We start from the raw sequence: 19,103 nt of genomic DNA, 5'->3' as shown, positions 1-19,103 counted from the left end.
CGGCAAAAACGGGCGCAATAGTCCCTGTTCGGGCGGGGGGGCGGTCTGCTACACTGCCCGTCTGACCCCGGTTGTCTTGGCCTTGCACCATCTTCTTGATTTCGAAGGCCCGATTCCGAAGGCAAAGGGGTGCGCCAACCGATGTTAACTTCCGGATCTGTTTCCCAACCCGGTCACGATGACCCGGGCCCAGATCCCATTAAAAAAAGTAGGTAAACCATGCTGGATCCCAAATATCTGCGCAGCGACATCACCGAAGCTGCCGCTCGTCTGGCGACACGTGGCTACGTTCTGGACGTAGCGGCGGTCAATGTTCTGGAAGAGAAACGCAAGGATCTGCAGTCCCGCACCCAGGAGCTGCAGGCCGAGCGCAACGCCCGCTCCAAGTCCATCGGTGAGGCTGCCCGTCGTGGTGAAGATGTTGCCCCCCTCAAGGCCGAGGTGACCAAGATCAACGACGAGCTCGAGACCAGCAAGGTCGAGCTGGAGGCCCTGCTGGCCCAGCTCAAGGGGATCGCCGACGCCATCCCCAACCTGCCGAGCGAGACCACCCCGGTGGGCCGTGACGAGAACGACAACGTGGAGGTCCGCCGCTGGGGCACTCCCCGTGAGTTCGATTTCCCGGTACGCGATCACATCGATCTGGGTGAGGCGGCCAAGGGGGTCGACTTCAAGAACGGCGTCAAGCTCTCCGGCGCCCGTTTCGTGGTAATGAAGGGCCAGATTGCCCGTCTGCACCGCGCCCTGGCCCAGTTCATGCTGGACCTGCACACCCTGCAGCACGGCTACACCGAGTGCTACGTGCCCTATCTGGTCAACCCGGACAGCCTGTACGGCACCGGCCAGCTGCCCAAGTTCTCCCAGGATCTCTTCAATACCGGCATCGAAGGGGAAGGGGAAGACGAAGGCAAGGTGCGCAAGTTCTCCCTCATCCCGACCTCCGAAGTGCCGCTCACCAACATGGCCCGTGACGAGATCTTCGACGAGCAGGAGCTGCCCATCAAGATGACCGCCCACAGCCCCTGCTTCCGCTCCGAAGCGGGCTCCTACGGTCGTGATACCCGTGGCCTCATCCGTATGCACCAGTTCGACAAGGTCGAGATGGTGCAACTGGTGCACCCGGAAAAATCCTGGGATGCCCTGGAAGAGATGGTGGGTCACGCCGAGAAGGTGCTGCAACTGCTGGAGCTGCCGTATCGCGTGATGGCGCTTTCCACCGGTGACATGGGCTTCTGCGCCGCCAAGACCTACGATCTGGAAGTGTGGCTGCCGGCCCAGAACACCTATCGCGAGATCTCCTCCGTCTCCAACTGCACCGACTTCCAGGCGCGCCGCATGCAGGCTCGCGTGCGCATCGACGGCAAGCCGCAGCTCATTCACACCCTGAATGGTTCCGGTCTGGCGGTGGGTCGTACCCTGGTGGCCGTGCTCGAGAACTACCAGCAGGCAGATGGCCGCATCGCCATCCCGGCTGCGCTGCAATCCTACATGGGCGGCCTGACCCACATCGGGTAAGCGCTCGTTGCTGACGACAACGCCATGGCATGCCATGGCGTTGTGCATTCTGGGCCCGGGAAACCCGCCGCAAGGGGAAGGGATAGCTCCCTTCGGGCCTGTAACACAATTTTATCAAGCATTGCGCAATCGTTTTTGTTAGACTGCGCCGCAATTTCGCAGGACATCTTTTTCTATGGTCTGGATTGATTACGCCATCATCGGCATCGTCGGTTTCTCCGCCCTCATCAGCCTGGTGCGCGGCTTTCTCAAGGAGGCCATGTCTCTGGTCACCTGGTTCGTCGCCTTTTTCATTGCCAGCCATTTCTATCCCGATCTCGCCGTCTATTTCACCTCTTTCTCCGATGCCATGGTTCGCAACGGTCTGGCCATCGCCGCCCTGTTCGTGGCGACCCTGATCCTGGGGAGCGTGGTGAACTACGTGGTGGGCCTGCTGGTGGAAAAGACCGGGCTTTCCGGCACAGACAGGGTGCTCGGGGTCTGTTTTGGCGCCATTCGCGGGGTGCTGATCGTCAGCGCCCTGCTGTTTTTCATGGATACCTTCACCAGCCTCTCCCAGAGCGACTGGTGGGTGGCGTCCAGGCTGGTGCCGGAGTTCAAGCCGGTGATCCAGTGGTTTTTCGGGTTCATGATGAACTCGTCCAGTTTTCTTCAACAGGTACAGTGACTTCGAGGTAGCAAAGACATGTGCGGTATTGTCGGTATAGTTGGCACCACCCCCGTCAATCAGGCCCTCTACGACGCCTTGACGGTGTTGCAGCACAGGGGACAGGATGCCGCCGGGATCGTGACCATTGACAGTGGAAACTTCCGGCAACGCAAGGCCAACGGTCTGGTGAAGGATGTGTTTGAAGTGCGCCACATGCAGCGCCTGAAAGGGAATATCGGCATCGGACACGTCCGTTATCCCACCGCAGGCAGCTCCAGTGCGGCAGAGGCGCAGCCGTTTTACGTGAACTCCCCCTACGGCATGGTGCTGGCCCACAACGGCAACCTCACCAACGCCAAGGAGCTCAAGGAGCAGCAGTTCAAGGTGGCCCGCCGCCACATCAACACCACCTCGGACTCCGAAGTGCTGTTGAACGTGCTGGCCCACGAGCTGGACTTGTGCGACAAGATGGCGCTGCGCCCGGAAGATATCTTCTCGGCGGTGCGCAAGGTACACCAGCAGATCCGCGGCGCCTATGCCGTGGTCTCTCTGGTGATCGGCCACGGCCTCATCGGGTTCCGTGACCCGAACGGCATTCGCCCGCTGATCCTGGGTCGCCGGGTCGACGAGCAGGGGCAGGTGGAGTACATGCTCGCCTCCGAGAGCGTGGCCCTCGACGCCATCGGCTTCGAGACGGTGCGTGACGTCGCCCCGGGCGAGGCCATCTACATTACCGAGCAGGGCCAGCTCTTCTCCGAGCAGTGTGCGGAGAACCCGCAGATGAACCCCTGCATCTTCGAATACGTCTACTTCGCCCGTCCCGACTCCTTCATCGACAAGGTCTCCGTCTATGCCGCCCGCCTCAACATGGGTCGCAAGCTGGGCCAGAAGATCGCACGGGAGTGGGACGATCTCGACGTGGACGTGGTCATCCCCATCCCCGAGACCTCCTGCGACGTGGCGCTGGAAATCGCCCACACCCTGGGCCTGCCGTACCGTCAGGGCTTCGTGAAGAACCGCTACATCGGCCGTACCTTCATCATGCCGGGCCAGACCCAGCGCAAGAAGTCGGTGCGCCGCAAGCTCAACGCCATCAGCTCCGAATTCAAGGGCAAGAAGGTGTTGCTGGTGGACGACTCCATCGTGCGGGGCACCACCTCCGAGCAGATCATCCAGATGGCCCGTGAAGCAGGGGCCGCCAAGGTCTACTTCGCCTCGGCCGCGCCGGAAATTCGCTTCCCCAACGTCTACGGCATCGACATGCCCACCGCCAACGAGCTCATTGCCCATGGCCGTGAAGTGGAAGAGGTGTGCAAGCTTATCGGTGCCGACGGCCTCATCTTCCAGGATCTGGAAGATCTGGAAGAGGCGGTGCGGGAGATCAACCCCGAGCTGCGCCACTTCGAGACCTCGGTCTTCAACGGTCACTATGTGACCTCCGACGTGGATCAGGGTTATCTGGACCACCTCAATGCCCTGCGCAGCGACGACAACAAGGCCGTGCGCGAGTGGCAGGAAGGGACCAGCAACCTCGAGATCTTCAACGAAGGCAGTTAAACGTTTTCAGATTGCCAGCGTGATGAACAACAGGGGGGCCTCGGCCCCCCTGTTGCATGGATGCGCCTTGCGGCGAAACTGAGGGGGGCCTCAGGCCAGATCCTCCCCGTTGCTCGCGATCACCTTCTTGTACCACCAGAACGACTTCTTGCGCCGGCGGGCCAGGGTGCCATGGCCAGCGTCGTCCCTGTCCACGTGGACGAAGCCATAGCGCTTGCTCATCTCGCCGGTGGAGGCGGAGACGAGATCGATGCAGCCCCAGCTGGTGTACCCCATCAGGGGCACGCCGTCCTCGATGGCATCCCCCATGGCCTCGATGTGGGCGCGCAGGTAGGCGATGCGGTAGTCGTCCTCTATCTCCCCTTGCTCGTTCACTTCGTCCACTGCACCCAAGCCGTTTTCCACCAGGAAGAGGGGCTTCTGGTAGCGATCGTGCAAGGTGTTGAGGGTGATGCGAAGGCCCAGGGGATCGATGCCCCAGCCCCACTCGCTCACCTCGATGTGGGGATTGCGCAGGGACTTGACCACGTTGGCCTCGCTGGTGTTGCCCGCATTCATGTCGGCGGCGGCGCAGCGGGAGGCGTAGTAGCTGAAGGAGACGAAATCCACGGTGTGCCTGAGGATCTCGTCATCTTCCGGCCCCTTCACCAGGGTGACCCCCTTGTCACGAAACACCCTCTGCGCATAGGCCGGATAGGCGCCCCTGGCCTGCACGTCGATGAAGAGGAGGTTCTCCCGATCTTTCTGGAGGGCGGTCCAGACGTCGGCGGGCTTGCAGGAGTAGGGGTAGAAGTTGCCCCCCGCCAGCATGCAGCCCACCTGGTTGGCCGGGTTCACCTCGTGGGCGATCCGGGTCGCCAGGGCGCTGGCCACCAGCTCGTGGTGGGCGGCCTGATACTTCACCTGATCCTGGTGCTCCCCTTCCTCGAACACCAGCCCCGCCCCGGAGAAGGGGCTGTGCAGCAGGATGTTGATCTCGTTGAAGGTGAGCCAGTACTTCACCAGGCCGTCGAACTGCTCGAAGCAGGTGCGGGCGTAGCGGGTGAAAAACTCCACCATCTGGCGGTTGCGCCAGGAGCCGTACTCGGTCACCAGGTGCATGGGCACATCGAAGTGGCACAGGGTCACCAGGGGCTCGATGTTGTACTTTCTGCACTCCTCGAACACCGCGCGGTAGAAGGCGATGCCCTCGGCATTGGGCTCGCGCTCGTCCCCCCTGGGGTAGAGACGGGCCCAGGCGATGGAGGTGCGAAACACGGTGAAGCCCATCTCGGCCATCAGGGCGATGTCCTCCCGATAGCGGTGATAGAAGTCGATGGCCCCGTGGCTTGGGTAGAACTCGTCATCTTGCAGCGCGATGCGCTTCTCCTGGCCGAGTTTGACCGCCATGCGGCGCGGGCCATGGGGGATCATGTCTACCGTGGTCAGCCCCTTGCCCCCCTCGAGATAGCCGCCCTCCGCCTGATTGGCGGCCAGGGCACCGCCCCAGAGAAAGCCCTCGGGAAATCTTGTTAACGACATTGGTTACCTCTTGTCATGTCTGAATGGGGTGTCACAGCCCGGCCTGCGCCTGGCTGGTGGCGACGGGTTGCACGGGCGCGGCGCGGGGGGCCGGGCTCTCGACCGGGATGTCCTCGAACCCCATCACCAGAGTCAGCACGAAGGAGAGCACCACCGAGAGGGCCATCACGCCGAACACCCAGGCGATGGTCATGGGGTTGGCCGGATCGAAGAACTGCACGCTGGTAAAGAGCCCGGGGGCGGCCATGGAGTGGCTGGCGAGCCCCGCCATGCCGGCGACGGCACCGCAGACAAAGCCGCTGATGAGGCTCGCGATGAGCGGACGCTTGAGGCGCAGGGCCACACCGTAGAGTGCGGGTTCGGAGATCCCCGCCATGATGGCGGAGGCGGCCGCCGCGAGCGCCGTCTGGCGCAGTTCCGGGTTACGGGTGCGCCAGGCCACCGCCAGGGACGAGCCGCCAAGAGAGAGATTGGCGCCGATTTCGGAGGGCATGACCATGCCTTCCTTGCCGGTCTCGGCGATGGTCTGGATGATGGTCGGGGTGAAGACGCGGTGCATGCCGGTCATCACCAGCAGGGGCCAGAGCGCCCCCATGATGGCCACCGACAGCCAGCCCAGGTAGTCGTGGACCGTGTAGACCAGGCCGGAGATGGCGGTGCCAATCCAGATGCCGACGGGGCCGATGAAGAGGATGGCGAGCGGTGCCGCGATCAGCACGATCAGCATGGGTTTGAGGAAGTTCTTGGTGACCGCCGGGGTGATGCGGTCGACCCAGCCCTCGATGTAGGAGAGGCACCAGGTCATCACCAGCGCCGGAATGACGGTGTAGGTGTATTTGACCGCGGTCACCGGGACCAGGGCGAAAGTCACCTGCTCCCCTTCGGCGGCTCTGGCCATCAGCTCGATGAAGCTGGGGTGCACCAGCACGCCTGCGATGGCGATGGCCAGGGACATGTTGGTCTTGAACTTGACGGCGGCGGAGGCGGCCACCATCAGGGGCAGGAAGAAGAAGGCCCCATCCCCGGCCACCGTGAGGATGGTGAGGGTCGAGGAGCCTTTCTCCAGCACGCCGGTCATCTCCAGCACCATGGCCAGCAGCTTGAGCATGGAGCCGCCGATGATGGCCGGGATGAGGGGGGACATGGTGCCGATCAGGGCGTCGAGGATGGCGGCGCCCATGCGGCGCAGGCTCCAGCCAGCGGAAGCCTCCGGAAGCGGAGTCTGCCCGCCACCCTGGGGCAGCAGGGCCAGCACTTCGCGATAGGCGTGGGAGACGGTGTTGCCGATGATCACCTGACACTGGTTGTCCGCCTGCACCACCCCGAGCACGCCCGTGATCGCCTTGAGGGCAGGGCCATTGACCCGGGCGGGATCGCCGAGCACAAAGCGCAGCCGCGTCATGCAGTGGGTCACGGCGACGACATTGTCGGCGCCGCCGAGTGCGGTGATGACGGTACCGGCCAGAGCCGCATAGTTTTTTGACATCGAGGTAGATCCTTTTAACCAAGTGGGCCTGCTCGCCCCCGCCGCCGCGAAGGGCGGGAACGCGCATGAAACTGAATGTGGAACCGGTTCCACATAGAGTGCGCGGCCTGAGCGTGGGAGACAAGCATCTTGTGCAGCGAGCGTCCGGATCCGTGAATGAGATCACTGAACCCGGGCCTGCACGCCATTCGTGCGACGACAAGCCGGGGGCGGTGCAGTACACTGCGCCCCGTTACGAGCAAGGGAGAACACAATGACGACGATGCTGGAGGTGGCAAGGCGGGCAGGGGTGTCGAAGGCGACGGTCTCCCGGGTGTTGTCGGGCAATGGTTACACCAGCCAGGAGACCCGGGACCGGGTGCAGCAGGCCATCGAGGAGTGCGGCTATCGCCCCAACCTGGTGGCGAGGCAGCTGGCGACCAGGCACACCCGGACCCTGGGACTGGTGGTCACCAACACCCTCTACCACGGCGTCTACTTCGGCGAGCTGCTCTCCCAGGTGGCGCGGATGACCGAGGATCGGGGGCGCCAGCTCATACTGGCGGACGGCAAGCACAGCGCCGACGAGGAGCGCCAGGCCATCCAGTATCTGCTCGATTCCCGTTGCGATGGCGTCATCATCTATCCACGTTTTCTTGGGGTGGAGGAGATGGACGAGATCATCGAGCAGCATGAGCAGCCCATCATGGTGCTCAACCGGCGTCTGAGCCGCCATCCGGCCCACTGCGTCTATGCGGATCAGCAGGCGGCGGCGGAGGCGGTGGTGGACAAGCTGGTGGCCATGGGGCACAGGGAGATCGCCTTCATTGCAGGCTCTGCGGATTCCCCCACCGGCGCCGAGCGCCTGGCCGGTTACCGGCAGGCGCTGATCCGGCACGGCATCCCGGTGCAGGAGACCTTGATCGCCCCCGGCAAATGGACCCCCGCCTGTGGCGCGGCCGCCGTCTCGGCCTTGCTGGCGCGAGGCGCTCGCTTCAGCGCCCTGGTGGCCAGCAACGATGACATGGCGATCGGGGCCATCAAACGGCTGCACGAAGCCGGTGTGATGGTGCCTGACGAGGTCTCGGTGGTGGGGTTTGACGACATCCCCCTGGCCCCTTACGTCATTCCCGCGCTGTCGAGCGTCAAGATGCCGGTGAACGGGATGATCCAGGAGACCATCAATCGCCTGATCACCATGGTGGAGGAGGGGAGCCAGGACGCACTGCCCGCCTTCAGCGGCACCCTGATCCGCCGCGACTCCCTCAGGCGTCTGACGGGCTGAGCCATGATGGCGGTGGGCAGGCCGGGCGGGATCCGTTAGCATAGGCCCCCCGGCGCCAGGCGCCGCGTGTCGTATCAACAGATGAGAGTTCAGATGGATGACCTGTTAGCCCCCGTTCGCCAGTTCCTGCATTGCGAGACCCCGGATGAGTGGGTGGAAATGGCGCGGGATCCCGCCCAGTTGCCGACCCTGCTTATCGATCACGCAAACTGCGAGAACAAGGCGGCACTCACCGCCCACAGCCTGGTGCGCCGCTACTGCCTGCCCAAGGAGAAGCGTCACCTGCTGCCCAAGCTGACCTTCTACCGGGAGCTCGATGCCTTGCCGGAGAAGGCGGAGATCCTCGGCAAGCGCACCATGGGCGAATCAGACAGGAGCGTGTTTGCCGAGCTGGAGCGCAATCCCCTGCTGTTCCCCATGGTGCGCCTCATCCAGGAGGAGTTGCACCACTTCGAGCAGGTGCTGGAGATCATGGCCGCACGGGGCATCCCCTATGGTCCCGTCACCGCCTCCCGCTATGCCCGCAGCCTGCTGACCCATGTGCGCACCTACGAGCCGGCGGCCGTGGTGGACAAGATGATCATCGGTGCCTATATCGAAGCGCGATCCTGCGAGCGTTTTGCCAGGCTGGCCCCTCATCTGGACGAGGAGCTTGGCCGCTTCTATGTCTCCCTGCTGCGCTCGGAGGCGCGTCACTATCAGGACTACCTGGCCCTGGCACAGACGTTCGCAGACGAAGACATCAGCGAGCGGGTGGCCTTCTTCGGTCGCCTGGAGGCCGAGCTCATCTGTTCGCCGGATCCGCAATTCCGGTTCCATAGCGGACTGCCTGTCAGATCTGACAGTTGTTGAGGTGACGGGGGCTGCCTACCATTCCCCTGTTCCTACTACGAGCGACGCAATCACTTTTTGAGCGCAATCCCCCGGCGACTGATGAGACATCAGGCCGGGTTTTTTTATGTCTGGCGCAAGGGGAAACGCGCCGCGGGATCAGCGGCGGTATTCGTTGTTGTAGTTCTGAATGAGGCGGCGGGTGACGTCGTGCTGGGGGTCGGCGAAGACCCGCAAGGTCTTGCCGCGCTCCACCACACGCCCTTCGTGCATCACCAGCACCTCGTCGCTGATGTGGCTGACGATCCCCAGATCGTTGGCCACCAGCACATAGCTCAGCCCCATGGTCTCCTGCATCTCCAGCAGCAGGTTGATGATCTGGGAGCGTACCGAAATATCCAAGGTCGAGAGTGCCTCGTCCGCCACCACTATCTTGGGATTGAGGATGAGCGCCCGTGCCAGCCCCACCCGCTGCTGCTGGCCGGCGGAGAGCATCTGGGGATAGAAGAGGGCGTGGTCGGGCAGCATGCCCACCATGCGCAGGGTCTGGATCACCTTCTCCCGGCGCTCCTCCTCGCTCAGGGCCGTGTTGAGGCGAAGGGGGGTCTCCAGGATCTGGCCGACCCGGATTTTCCGGTTAAGGGAGGTGTTGGGGTCCTGGAAGATCATCCGCAGCAGCTTGCAGCGTGTCTGGTAATCGCCGTGGACCATGGGTTGCCCCTCGATGGCGATCTCCCCGCCGCTCGGTTCAATCATGCCAGCCAGAATGCGGGCCAGGGTGCTCTTGCCCGAGCCCGCCTCCCCGACGATGGCCAGGGTCTGGCCCACTTCGAGATCGAACGAGAGGGGCTTTATCGCCTCCACCGCGCGGCGCCTGAACAGGCCGGTGCGGTTCTGGTAGGTCTTGCACAGGCCCCTGACCTGCAACAGGGAAGGTTCGGTCACGACGTGGTCTCCTTGGGTGTGCTCGCCGGATAGAGGGGCTGACGGGGCGGGCAGGTGCCCCGGATCAGGGTCTGGTGCCGGTTCATTTCTTCGGTTCTTCCATGTTGAGCGGGAAGTGGCAACTGAACTGATGCCCCTTGACCTTGCTCATCAGCGGCGTCTGCACGCACTGCTTCTGGGCGTAGGGGCAGCGTGGGCCGAGGCGGCAGCCGATGGGCAGATGCTGCAGCGGCGGTATCACCCCGGGCAGGGTCTCGAGCCGGGACTTGTGGCGCACCAGCTTGTCAAAGTCCGGGATGGACTTGAGAAGGGCATCCGTATAGGGGTGGTGAGGGGATTCCAGGATCTGGTCCCGGGTCCCCACTTCCACCATCTGGCCGCAATACATGATGTTGAGGGTGTCGGTCAGGTTCGCGATGGCGGCGATGTCGTTGCTGATGATGAGGATGGTGGTATTGCCCAGCTTGTTCATCTTGTCCAGCAACCGCAGGATCTGGGAGTGGGTGGTGGACTCCATGGCGCTGGTGGGTTCGTCCGCCACCAGCAGGCGCGGCTGGTTGGCGATGGCCATGGCGATCATCACCTTCTGGCACATGCCGTCCGACAGCTCGTGGGGATAGGCCCGCATGACCTTGCGGTGATCCTTGACCCCGACCCGGTGCAGCAGGGCGATGGCCCGCTTCTTGCGCCACTGGAAGCGCTGCCAGAACTTGCCGGTGAAGGCGCTGGTGGGGATGGCCTCTTCGAGCTGGGTGCCTATCTCCTCCGAGGGGTCGAGGCAGCTGATGGGGTCCTGGAAGATCATCGCTATCTCCCGCCCCATGATGCGGCGCCGCTCCTTGGGCGCCATGGTCAGCAGATCCATGTCGTTGAAGCGCATCCGGTCGGCGCGCACCGTCCAGTTGTCCTTCTGGATGCCGACGATCACCTTGGCCACCAGGCTCTTGCCCGAGCCGGATTCCCCCACCAGCCCGCGGATCTCCCCCTCGTTCAGGGTCAGGCTGACTCTGTCCACCGCCTTGACCTTGCCCTGGGGGGTGTCGATTTCGATGGTGAGGTTGCGTATGTCGAGCAGGGGCATCAGCAATGTCTCCCGTTCAGGGCGCAGCCGGGTCGCTCAGGGCGTCCGGGGGCGGGGATAGATAACAAGGCTGGCAACATCAGTCGTTCCCCTCTTTGAGTGCTTCGCGAATGCCTTCGCCCACTAGGTTGGTCACCAGCACGCTGAACAGGATGGCCATCCCGGGCAGGGTCACCGTCCAGGGGGCCAGATAGATAAGATCGCTCGAATCGGCCAGCATGGCACCCCACTCCGGCTGGGGAGACTGGGCCCCGAGACCGAGGAAGCCCACCGCCGAGATGTCCAGGATGGCGGCGGAGAGGGTGCGGGTGGTCTGGGTCACCAGGGTCTCGACGATGTTCGGCAAGATGGCCAGACGCATGATCCGCAGGGGTGGAGAGCCGTCGAGGCGGCTTGCGATGATGTACTCCTTCTGCATCTCGGCGTGGACCGCGTTGTAGGTCGCCCGGATGAAAGGCGGTATCAACGCGAGCGTGATGGCGATCAGGGTGTTGAACAGACCCGGCCCCAGGATGGCCACGACGATGATGGCCAGCAGCAGGGACGGGATGGAGAGCAGGGTATCGAGCAGGTGATGGAGCACGCTCGACTTCACCCCCTTGCTCATGCCGCCGAGGATGCCGATGGCCGAGCCGATGACCAGGGCGATGAGCACCACTAGCAGGGCGTTGCCGAAGGTGAGCCTGGCCCCGGCCACCAGACGGGAGAGGATGTCGCGCCCCAGATCGTCGGTCCCCAGGAAGTAATCGATGTTGCCGCTGTTGGCCCAGGAGGGGGCGAGCAGCAGGTGGCTGCTGTGCTGATCGTCGATGCCGTAGGGGATCACCAGGGGGCCGATGAGGGTCACCAGCAGCAGCAGCCCGAAGCACCAGAGCCCCGCCATGGCCAGCGGGTTGCGTCGGTAGGAGGCCCAGGTCTGCTCCAGGGGGGAGAGGATCTTGAGCTCCGGATAGATGTTCGATTTATCGTGCATGATGCAGGCTCCCGTGCTGGTCGCAAGGGGATGGGCACGTCTGTGCACCGGTGGCCCATGGGCCGCCGTGGTTCATCCACAGACCGCAATCAATCTTGTCTTGCATAGAGTTCTTTACGCCGTGCCGGATACATGATGGTGGTCAGCAGATCGGTGCTGACGCTGATGAAGATGACGAAGCTCGCCACCACCAGGAAGGCGCCGCGGATGGCGGCGTAGTCCTGCAGCGCGATGCTGCTCACCAGCCAGCGGCCGATGCCGGGCCAGTCGAACACCACCTCGGTGATCATGGCGGAGGTGAGCACGCTGCCAAGTTGCAGCCCCAGCAGCGGCAACACGGGGGGCAGGGCGTTCTTGAGCCCGTGACGCCAGACGATCTGGCGGCGGGAGAGTCCGCGGCTGGCGGCGGCCTTGATGTAGTTCTGTTTCATCACGTCGATGAGGGAGCTGCGCACGTGGCGGATCACCTCGGTGGTGGGCACCACGGCCAGCACCAGGGAAGGCAGTACCAGATGGCGCAGGGCGTCGTGCAGGGCCGCCTCCCGCCAGGGCTCCTGGCTCATCAGCACATCGACGATGGCAATCCCGGTGATGGAGGGCACGTCGTAGAGCAGGCTGATCTGGCCAGAAGAGGGGAGCCAGCCAAGATCCAGGGAGAAGAACATCACCATCAGCAGCCCCAGCCAGAAGACCGGGATGGCATAGCCGACGAGGCCGGCGGCCATGATGGAGAGGTCCGGGCTGCGCCCCTGATAGAGGGCCGCGAGGGTGCCCAGGGGGATGCCCACCAGCAGCGAGATGGCGAAGGCGGCGAGGCAGAGGGTCAGGGTCGCCGGGAAGTAGTGACGGATCTCGTCGAGGACCGGCTGGCCGGAGACGCTGGAGAGCCCGAAATCCCCGGCGGCGATGCGCTGGAGGAAGTCAGGATAGCCGTGCCAGAAATCCAGCACCTGGGTGATGAGGCGAAACTCCAGGAGGTAGGCCCCCAGAGTCAGCACCAGGAGGGTGATCACCAGCAGGGTGATGCGGCGCAGGATATAGAAAAACATGTTTATGCCTCCTGGGGGCGGTGCGCCGATGGCCCGACGATGGAGTGGTTATCTGTCATGGTCACTCCCGATGGGCCTGGTTGAAGGTGGTGCCGCCAAAGGGCATCAGGGTCAGCCCCTGAATGTCGCTGCGACTCACCTGGGTTCTCAGGGCATGGGCCAGGGGAATGAGCGGCAACTGCTCGTTGAGCAGGGACTGGGCATAGTAATAGTTGCGCAGGCGGAAGGCGAGCTGCGGGGTGGTCACCGCATCGTCCAGCAGCTGATCAAACGCCGGGCTGCACCAGCGGCTGTAGTTGTTGCCCCGCTCGACGGCGGCGCAGCTCAGCAACTGGCGGAAGAAGTTGTCCGGATCCGCGTTGTCGGCGATCCAGCCCGAGAGCAGGCTGTCATATTGTCCATGGGCGAGCCGGGTCTCGATGACCGGCCAGGCCTGCTGCACTATCTTGAGGCTCACCCCAATCTTGGCGAAATCGCTGCGCATCAGTTGCGCCGTCTTGAGGCCGTCCGGGTTGTAGGGACGGGCGCCGGGTTGCACCAGCACCTGCATCTCGAAGCCGTTGGGGTAGCCCGCGTCCTTGAGCAACTGGCGAGCGAGCTTGAGATCCGGCTTGCGCTGGGGCAGGGAGGGATTGTAGCCCCATGAGAGGGGCGGCAGCAGGCTGGCGGCGCTCTGGCCGGTCTCGAAATAGACCGCCTGCAGCAGATTCTGCACATTGATGGCGCTGGCGAGGGCCTGGCGCACCTGCACCTTGTTGAAAGGGGCCTTGCGGGTATTGAGGGCGAGGAAGGCGACGTTCATCCCCGACTGCACCGACAGATCCAGGTGGGAGTCCTTGTCTATCACTGACAGCTGGCTGGCAGAGGGGGTGCTCATCACGTCGCACTCGCCGGTCAACAGCTTGGCAAGGCGTTTGGAGGACTTGGGGGTGATGTCGTAGATGAGCTGCTCCATTCTGGCCTCGCCGCCCCAGTAGCCGGGGTGGCGCAGGTAGCGCACGAACTCGTTGTGGCGATACTCCTTGAAGCTGAAGGGGCCGGTGCCGATGGGGCGGCTGTCCAGCAGCGCCGGGGTGCCGGCCTTTAGCATCTGCTCCCCGTACTCGGCGGAGAGCACGATGGCGTAGTCGCTGGCCAGGGTGGCGAGGAAGGAGGCATCGGGGCGGTTCAGCTCGAACACCACCTCATAGGGCCCCTTCTTGTAGACCCGCTTGATGAGGTTGCCGAGCCCCAGGCTGTAAAAATAGGGGTACTCGCCGCCGGAGACGGCGTGGAAGGGGTGGTGTTCGTCCAGCAGGCGCTGCCAGGTGAACAGGACGTCGTCGGCATTGAAGTGACGGGTCGGGCTGAACCAGGGGGTACGGTGGAAGGTCACTCCCTTGCGCAGAGTCAGGGTATAGGAGAGGCCGTCCTCGCTGCTTTGCCAGCGGGTGGCGAGCCCCCCTTCGATGCCGAGGGTGTTGGCATTGACCTCGAGCAGGCGATCGTAGATGGGACGGGCACTGGCATCCAGGGTCGCATCCGAATTGGCAAGCTGCGGGTTGAAGGTTCGGGGTGCCCCTTCGGCACAATAGATGAGCCCGGTTTTGGAGGCTTCATCGCGTTTCTGACAGCCGCTGACTAGGACCAGGAGACCAAGCAGCAGGGGGGTGAGCATTCTCATGTTGGAACCATGTTTTCAGACAAAGTTGCCCGCCAGGGGGCGGGCGCGTTGCGGGGGGCGGCCGGGCAGGCGCTCCCGTCAGGGGTGACGTGCGCCGCGTTATCCGCGCGCACAGACCCGGTGCCAGGCATCAGCCCGCCTCCTGGTTGCCACTGTTGTCATCCCCGTCCAGCAATTGATATTTGCGCAGCATCCCCCGGAACTGGTGATAGCTCAGGGCCAGCAACTGGGCTGCTTTGCGCTGATTATACTGGGATTGCTGAATCGCTTGCTTGAGTAAATTAATCTCGTACTCCGCCACCGCCCCTTTGAGATCCAGCGGCAGGGTCGGGGTCGGGGCCGTTTCTGCCGAGGTCGGCGCGTCGGTGGAAGGGGCGGCGTCACCTCGGGCACGGGGGCGCCAGGGGGAGTCAAAGGGATTGAGCACCAGATCCGCCAGCGGCAACTGGGGGTTGCCCTGGCGATAGAGACTGCGCTCCACCACGTTCTTGAGCTCCCGCACGTTGCCCGGCCAGGGGTAATCTTGCAGCAGCTGGGTCGCCTTGCGCGAGAAGCCGGCAAAGAGCGGATACCCCAGCTCCCGGGTCATGCCGTGGGCGAAGTGTTCCGCCAGCATCAGGATGTCCTCGCGCCGCTCCCGCAGGGGGGGCAGGGTGATGACGTCGAAGGCGAGCCGGTCCAGCAGGTCGTGACGAAACAGTCCTTTCTCTGCCAGTGCAGGCAGATCCTCGTTGGTGGCGCACACCAGCCGCACATCCACCTTGAGGGGCTTGGCACCGCCCACCCGCTCGAACTCCCCGTACTCGATGACCCGCAGCAGTTTTTCCTGCACCCGGGCGCTGGTGGTGGCCAGTTCGTCGAGGAACAGGGTGCCGCCGTCGGCCCGCTCGAAGCGCCCCTGATGACGCTTGGCGGCGCCAGTGAAAGAGCCCGCCTCGTGGCCAAACAGCTCGGTCTCCAGCAGGCTCTCGCTCAAGGTGGCACAGTTGATGGTGACAAAGCTTTGATCCCAGCGATCCGAGAGATAATGTAGGCGGTGGGCGATGAGCTCCTTGCCGGTCCCCCGCTCGCCGATGATGAGTACGGGCTTGCGCAGCGGCGCGAGGCGCGATGCCTGCTCGATGATTTCTAGAAATGCGTTGGATTCACCCAACAGACTTTCCGTGGCCGTGGTCATCCCTGCCCCTGTGAGTTGAAAAATCTGGTTAATCTTACCAAAAGTTGGTTATTTTAATCATCACTTGTTTCCCCGGGACTTGAACTGCATTCTGAGTGCCCATATAAATCAACAAGTTAAATATTGTTCCAGATTGGCACACAAGTTGCCATTGTCAATGGAGACACAACCCGATGCCTATCACAGGAGTACAATCATGAGCATTTTTTCTCGCCTGGCCGACATCATCAATTCCAATCTGACGGCCCTGCTCGACAAGGCGGAAGATCCCCAGAAGATGGTGCGTCTGATCATCCAGGAGATGGAAGATGAACTGGTGAAGGAGCGCTCCAACCTGGCCCGCTTCCTCGCGAATCAAAAAGAGATCGGCCGTCAGGTGAGCCGCCATCAGGAGCGGGTCGCCGAGTGGCAGGGCAAGGCCGAGCTGGCCCTGACCAAGGGGCGCGAAGATCTGGCCCGGGCCGCCCTCATCGAGAAGAGCAAGCAGGCGGAGCTTGCCGACGCCCTGTCTCGGGAACAGCAGGCGGTGGACAGCGGCATCGAGAAGCTGGGGGAGGAGATCCGCCAGCTGGAAGCCAAGCTGGAAGACGCCCGTGCCCGCCAGAAGGCGATGGCCATTCGCAGCGAAGCCGCCAGCAGCCGCCTCAACGTGCAAAGCCAGGTGGCCCGTGGCGACAGTCAGGTCGTGGTGAGCAAGTTCGAGCGCATGGAGCGCCGCATCGACGAGATGGAAGCCCGCGCCGATCTGGGGCAGTCCGACAAGGCGCTCGCCCAGCAGTTTGCCGAGCTGGAGGCGGACGACCAGATTAGCCGCGAGCTGGAAGCCATGCGCCAGAAGCTGGGCCAGCACAATCCGGCACCGAAACAGGGAGAGTAACAGATGGAAGATCTGCTGGGTGTATTGATGGTTCCCATGGTGGTCTTCATGGTGGTGGTGGCCCCCATCTGGCTGGTGCTGCACTACCGCGCCAAGGGACGCATTGGCGCCGGTCTTGCCGATGGTGAGCGTGAACAGCTGCAGGGCTTGCTGGTGCGTGCCGAGAAGATGCAGGAACGGGTCGGCGCCCTGGAGTCGATTCTGGATGCCGAGGTTCCTGGTTGGAGAAACAAGGTATGACGGTTTTCAATGAGAGGTGTCATGACCGTGGCAAAAAGCCGGAGCGGACCGGAACCGTATTGGCGTCGATTCTGGATGCGGAAGTCCCCGGTTGGAGGAACAAGGTATGAACAGTGTCAGTCGTGAAGGGCGCAACCTGTACCGGGATCCCCAGCGAGGCAAGATTGCCGGGGTCTGTGCCGGTCTGGCAGAGTACTTCGGGGTGGAGACCTGGATCGTGCGGCTGCTGGCCATCAGTGGTCTCATCTTCGCCGGTTTCATCACCTTCACCGCCTATATTGCCGCTTGGTTCTTGCTCGACAAGAAGCCGGTCACCCTCTACTCCCAGGAAGATGTCGAGTTCGCCGAGGTGCGGATGAAGGCGCGCAGCTGGCAGGCAGGCGTCACACCTCATCAGGCCCTTGCCCGCATCGGCCAGGAGCTGGATGCACTGGAGCCCAGGGTGCAGCGCATCGAGAAGCTGGTGACCTCCAAGGAGTTCACCCTGCAACGGGAGTTCAGCAAGCTCTAATCGTGCCGGGCCGCGAGGATACTGCCTCGCGGCCGTCTCTCTGATGTGATCACAAGGAGAAGAAGACCCGCCTTGATACGCAACAAACTCGAACACTCCTGGTCGGTGCTCCAGCACAAGGCCGTTGACGCGGTGAACCGGGCCCGGGATCGCCACATCCGGCTGGCGGTCACCGGCCTCTCTCGCAGTGGCAAGACCGCGTTTATCACGGCGCTGGTCAATCAACTGGAGCACGCGGCCATCGACGGTCGTCTGCCGCTCTGGGACGCCCAGCGCCAGGGACGCATCCTCGGTGCTCGCCGGGTGCCCCAGCAAAACGTCCACATTCCCACCTTTCCCTACGAACGGGGCCTCGATGCCCTGTTTGGCGATCCGCCCGCCTGGCCCGCGCCGACCCGGGGGGTGGCCGAGGTACGCCTCGAGATCCGTTATCGCACCCGCCATCCGCTGCGTCGGCACCTGGGTGAGATCTCCACCCTCTATGTGGATCTGGTGGATTATCCCGGGGAGTGGCTGCTGGATTTGCCGCTGCTGGATCTGAACTACGAGCAGTGGAGCGAGCAGGTGCGGGAGCAACTGTGCCGCCCCGAGCTGCAAGCCCTGGCGGCAGGCTGGTTGACGCCGCACTGGCAGGCGGATCAAGCCTTCGAGGAGCGGGCCGCCAGCGAACTGGCCGCCCGCTACACCGATTATCTGCACGCCTGCAAGCAGGCGCTCGGGCTTCACCTCATCCAGCCCGGGCGTTTCGTGTTGCCCGGCGAGTATGCCGGTGCGCCGCTGCTGCAATTCGTGCCCTGGGTGTGGGAGATGCCCACACACTCCCCCGAAGACGGCACCCTCTACGCCACCTTCAAGCAGCGCTTCGAGCAGTACAAGCAGCATCTGGTACAGGGCTTCTATGAGCAGCACTTTGCAGGCTTTGATCGCCAGATCGTGCTGGTGGACTGCCTGGCGCCCCTCAATGCCGGTGCCGCGAGCTTTGGTGACATGCAGCAGGCCATCGCCCGCATCATGGAGAGCTTCGCCTACGGCAAGAGCAACTGGTGGCGCCGCCTCTTCTCCCCGCGCATCGACAAGCTGCTGTTTGTGGCGAGCAAGGCCGATCACGTCACGCCGGAGCAGCACGGACCTCTGGTGTCGCTCCTGCAGCACCTGGTGAGCCGTGGCCGGGGTCAGGCCCGCTTCGAGGGGATAGAGACAGAATGCCTGGCGCTCGCCGCCATCAAGGCCACTGAGGTGGGCAAGGGGGTGGCAGACGGACGGGAATTTCCCGCCATTCGTGGCACTACCCTCTCGGGCGAGCCCTTGCTGCTCTTCCCGGGGGAGGTGCCTGCCCAGATCCCGCCTGCGCAGTGGTGGAAAACTCAAGGGTTTGATTTTCAGGCCTTTCGCCCGCTGCCTATGAGCGCCCATCAGGCGCTCCCCCATATCCGGCTCGATGCGGCGCTGGAATTCCTGCTCGGGGATCACCTCGAATAACGGGTGGGTGGCCCGCTGTGCTCGAGGGGCGCCCACAGGAGAGAATGCGATGAACGATCAGACAAGATGGCGCACCGATGACGCCGCTCCCCTGCAAGGCAAGGTGACGCTGGAGCCCGCGCCCTCGGTGGCAAGCGAAGTGCAGCCACCGGCCCCAGCCCGGCGGCTGGAAGAGGAGAGCTTCGAGCCTCTGGACGCGCTGGACGAGCTCACCGAGGTGGAACCCGCGCTTACCGTCAGGCCTCGGCGCCGTCATCGTCTGCTGGCCTGGGGGCTGGGTGGGGT

Annotated in this window: 17 protein-coding genes and 1 pseudogene; 10 read left to right on the top strand and 8 right to left on the bottom strand. The window is 63.6% G+C overall.

All coding sequences use genetic code 11. From position 1 onward, the window contains the following. Nucleotides 1–219: 219 nt before the first annotated feature. The 3 genes from serS (at nucleotide 220) to purF (ending at nucleotide 3,721) form a co-directional block, all read left to right on the top strand. Entirely contained in the window at nucleotides 220–1,515 is a 1,296-nt protein-coding gene (serS, locus tag BN1120_RS12090) for a serine--tRNA ligase (protein ID WP_039039009.1), read from the top strand. A gap of 175 nt (nucleotides 1,516–1,690) precedes the next feature. Further along, entirely contained in the window at nucleotides 1,691–2,182 is a 492-nt protein-coding gene (locus tag BN1120_RS12085; protein WP_010674522.1) for a CvpA family protein, read from the top strand. Nucleotides 2,183–2,200: 18 nt separating this feature from the next. Beyond that, nucleotides 2,201–3,721: an amidophosphoribosyltransferase gene (gene purF, locus BN1120_RS12080; RefSeq protein ID WP_010674523.1), complete on the top strand. Its 1,521-nt coding sequence runs from the start codon at nucleotides 2,201–2,203 to the stop codon at nucleotides 3,719–3,721. Between the two features lie 90 nt (nucleotides 3,722–3,811). Here purF and BN1120_RS12075 read toward each other — a convergent pair whose 3' ends face one another. Both BN1120_RS12075 and ascF read right to left on the bottom strand, forming a co-directional pair. Then, nucleotides 3,812–5,242 carry a 6-phospho-beta-glucosidase gene (locus BN1120_RS12075; protein WP_042016280.1) on the bottom strand — a complete coding sequence of 477 codons (1,431 nt, stop codon included), beginning with the start codon at nucleotides 5,240–5,242 and terminating at the stop codon, nucleotides 3,812–3,814. A gap of 31 nt (nucleotides 5,243–5,273) precedes the next feature. Further along, nucleotides 5,274–6,728: a PTS cellobiose/arbutin/salicin transporter subunit IIBC gene (ascF, locus tag BN1120_RS12070; RefSeq protein WP_042016279.1), complete on the bottom strand. Its 1,455-nt coding sequence runs from the start codon at nucleotides 6,726–6,728 to the stop codon at nucleotides 5,274–5,276. A gap of 253 nt (nucleotides 6,729–6,981) precedes the next feature. Between ascF and BN1120_RS12065 the strand changes: the two genes are divergently transcribed. Both BN1120_RS12065 and miaE read left to right on the top strand, forming a co-directional pair. Further along, nucleotides 6,982–7,992 (top strand): LacI family DNA-binding transcriptional regulator, encoded by a 1,011-nt coding sequence (locus tag BN1120_RS12065; RefSeq protein ID WP_042016278.1) that lies wholly within the window; start codon nucleotides 6,982–6,984, stop codon nucleotides 7,990–7,992. Between the two features lie 93 nt (nucleotides 7,993–8,085). Continuing rightward, entirely contained in the window at nucleotides 8,086–8,844 is a 759-nt protein-coding gene (miaE, locus tag BN1120_RS12060; protein ID WP_042016277.1) for a tRNA isopentenyl-2-thiomethyl-A-37 hydroxylase MiaE, read from the top strand. 138 nt (nucleotides 8,845–8,982) lie between these two features. On the opposite strand, the gene BN1120_RS12055 is transcribed toward miaE, so the two are convergent. From BN1120_RS12055 to pspF, 6 genes are all read right to left on the bottom strand, one after another. Continuing rightward, nucleotides 8,983–9,768, bottom strand: a complete 786-nt coding sequence (locus BN1120_RS12055; RefSeq protein WP_039039015.1) for a peptide ABC transporter ATP-binding protein — start codon at nucleotides 9,766–9,768, stop codon at nucleotides 8,983–8,985. Nucleotides 9,769–9,850: 82 nt separating this feature from the next. Continuing rightward, nucleotides 9,851–10,849 (bottom strand): peptide ABC transporter ATP-binding protein, encoded by a 999-nt coding sequence (locus BN1120_RS12050; RefSeq protein WP_010674529.1) that lies wholly within the window; start codon nucleotides 10,847–10,849, stop codon nucleotides 9,851–9,853. A 79-nt stretch (nucleotides 10,850–10,928) separates the two neighbouring features. Further along, nucleotides 10,929–11,822, bottom strand: coding sequence for an ABC transporter permease subunit (locus BN1120_RS12045; RefSeq protein WP_042016276.1), 894 nt, complete (start codon nucleotides 11,820–11,822; stop codon nucleotides 10,929–10,931). A gap of 89 nt (nucleotides 11,823–11,911) precedes the next feature. Then, nucleotides 11,912–12,871 (bottom strand): ABC transporter permease, encoded by a 960-nt coding sequence (locus tag BN1120_RS12040; protein WP_010674531.1) that lies wholly within the window; start codon nucleotides 12,869–12,871, stop codon nucleotides 11,912–11,914. Nucleotides 12,872–12,932: 61 nt separating this feature from the next. Continuing rightward, entirely contained in the window at nucleotides 12,933–14,528 is a 1,596-nt protein-coding gene (gene sapA / locus BN1120_RS12035; RefSeq protein WP_010674532.1) for an ABC transporter substrate-binding protein SapA, read from the bottom strand. A 136-nt stretch (nucleotides 14,529–14,664) separates the two neighbouring features. Next, nucleotides 14,665–15,711 (bottom strand): phage shock protein operon transcriptional activator, encoded by a 1,047-nt coding sequence (pspF, locus tag BN1120_RS12030; protein WP_042016274.1) that lies wholly within the window; start codon nucleotides 15,709–15,711, stop codon nucleotides 14,665–14,667. A gap of 196 nt (nucleotides 15,712–15,907) precedes the next feature. Between pspF and pspA the strand changes: the two genes are divergently transcribed. The 5 genes and pseudogenes from pspA to BN1120_RS12005 all read left to right on the top strand — a co-directional run. Then, complete coding sequence (gene pspA, locus BN1120_RS12025; RefSeq protein WP_042016273.1) at nucleotides 15,908–16,588, top strand: phage shock protein PspA; 681 nt, start codon at nucleotides 15,908–15,910, stop codon at nucleotides 16,586–16,588. A gap of 3 nt (nucleotides 16,589–16,591) precedes the next feature. Then, a complete protein-coding gene (gene pspB, locus BN1120_RS12020; RefSeq protein ID WP_005300084.1) occupies nucleotides 16,592–16,828 on the top strand; it encodes an envelope stress response membrane protein PspB in 237 nt (78 codons plus the stop codon). Nucleotides 16,829–16,934: 106 nt separating this feature from the next. Further along, on the top strand, nucleotides 16,935–17,339 hold the full coding sequence (gene pspC / locus BN1120_RS12015; protein WP_039039018.1) for an envelope stress response membrane protein PspC: 405 nt from the start codon (nucleotides 16,935–16,937) through the stop codon (nucleotides 17,337–17,339). A gap of 72 nt (nucleotides 17,340–17,411) precedes the next feature. Then, on the top strand, nucleotides 17,412–18,818 hold the full coding sequence (locus BN1120_RS12010; protein WP_042016272.1) for a YcjX family GTP-binding protein: 1,407 nt from the start codon (nucleotides 17,412–17,414) through the stop codon (nucleotides 18,816–18,818). Between the two features lie 49 nt (nucleotides 18,819–18,867). Then, nucleotides 18,868–19,103 (top strand): annotated as a pseudogene (locus tag BN1120_RS12005) (TIGR01620 family protein); the annotation flags it as partial.

The sequence above is a fragment of the Aeromonas caviae genome (assembly GCF_000819785.1).
Taxonomy (GTDB): domain Bacteria; phylum Pseudomonadota; class Gammaproteobacteria; order Enterobacterales; family Aeromonadaceae; genus Aeromonas; species Aeromonas caviae.
The sequence above is the reverse complement of the archived record's forward strand: the minus strand, read 5'-3'. Positions and strand labels throughout refer to the sequence as shown.

Excerpts from the sequence above, each read along its gene's own strand:
- BN1120_RS12065 (WP_042016278.1), top strand. The coding sequence starts at position 6,982 with ATGACGACGATGCTGGAGGTGGCAAGGCGGGCAGGGGTGTCGAAGGCG.
- pspF (WP_042016274.1), bottom strand. The coding sequence starts at position 15,711 with ATGACCACGGCCACGGAAAGTCTGTTGGGTGAATCCAACGCATTTCTA.
- pspB (WP_005300084.1), top strand. The coding sequence starts at position 16,592 with ATGGAAGATCTGCTGGGTGTATTGATGGTTCCCATGGTGGTCTTCATG.
- pspC (WP_039039018.1), top strand. The coding sequence starts at position 16,935 with ATGAACAGTGTCAGTCGTGAAGGGCGCAACCTGTACCGGGATCCCCAG.
- BN1120_RS12075 (WP_042016280.1), bottom strand. The coding sequence starts at position 5,242 with ATGTCGTTAACAAGATTTCCCGAGGGCTTTCTCTGGGGCGGTGCCCTG.
- BN1120_RS12085 (WP_010674522.1), top strand. The coding sequence starts at position 1,691 with ATGGTCTGGATTGATTACGCCATCATCGGCATCGTCGGTTTCTCCGCC.
- pspA (WP_042016273.1), top strand. The coding sequence starts at position 15,908 with ATGAGCATTTTTTCTCGCCTGGCCGACATCATCAATTCCAATCTGACG.
- serS (WP_039039009.1), top strand. The coding sequence starts at position 220 with ATGCTGGATCCCAAATATCTGCGCAGCGACATCACCGAAGCTGCCGCT.
- sapA (WP_010674532.1), bottom strand. The coding sequence starts at position 14,528 with ATGCTCACCCCCCTGCTGCTTGGTCTCCTGGTCCTAGTCAGCGGCTGT.
- miaE (WP_042016277.1), top strand. The coding sequence starts at position 8,086 with ATGGATGACCTGTTAGCCCCCGTTCGCCAGTTCCTGCATTGCGAGACC.
- BN1120_RS12045 (WP_042016276.1), bottom strand. The coding sequence starts at position 11,822 with ATGCACGATAAATCGAACATCTATCCGGAGCTCAAGATCCTCTCCCCC.
- purF (WP_010674523.1), top strand. The coding sequence starts at position 2,201 with ATGTGCGGTATTGTCGGTATAGTTGGCACCACCCCCGTCAATCAGGCC.
- ascF (WP_042016279.1), bottom strand. The coding sequence starts at position 6,728 with ATGTCAAAAAACTATGCGGCTCTGGCCGGTACCGTCATCACCGCACTC.
- BN1120_RS12050 (WP_010674529.1), bottom strand. The coding sequence starts at position 10,849 with ATGCCCCTGCTCGACATACGCAACCTCACCATCGAAATCGACACCCCC.
- BN1120_RS12040 (WP_010674531.1), bottom strand. The coding sequence starts at position 12,871 with ATGTTTTTCTATATCCTGCGCCGCATCACCCTGCTGGTGATCACCCTC.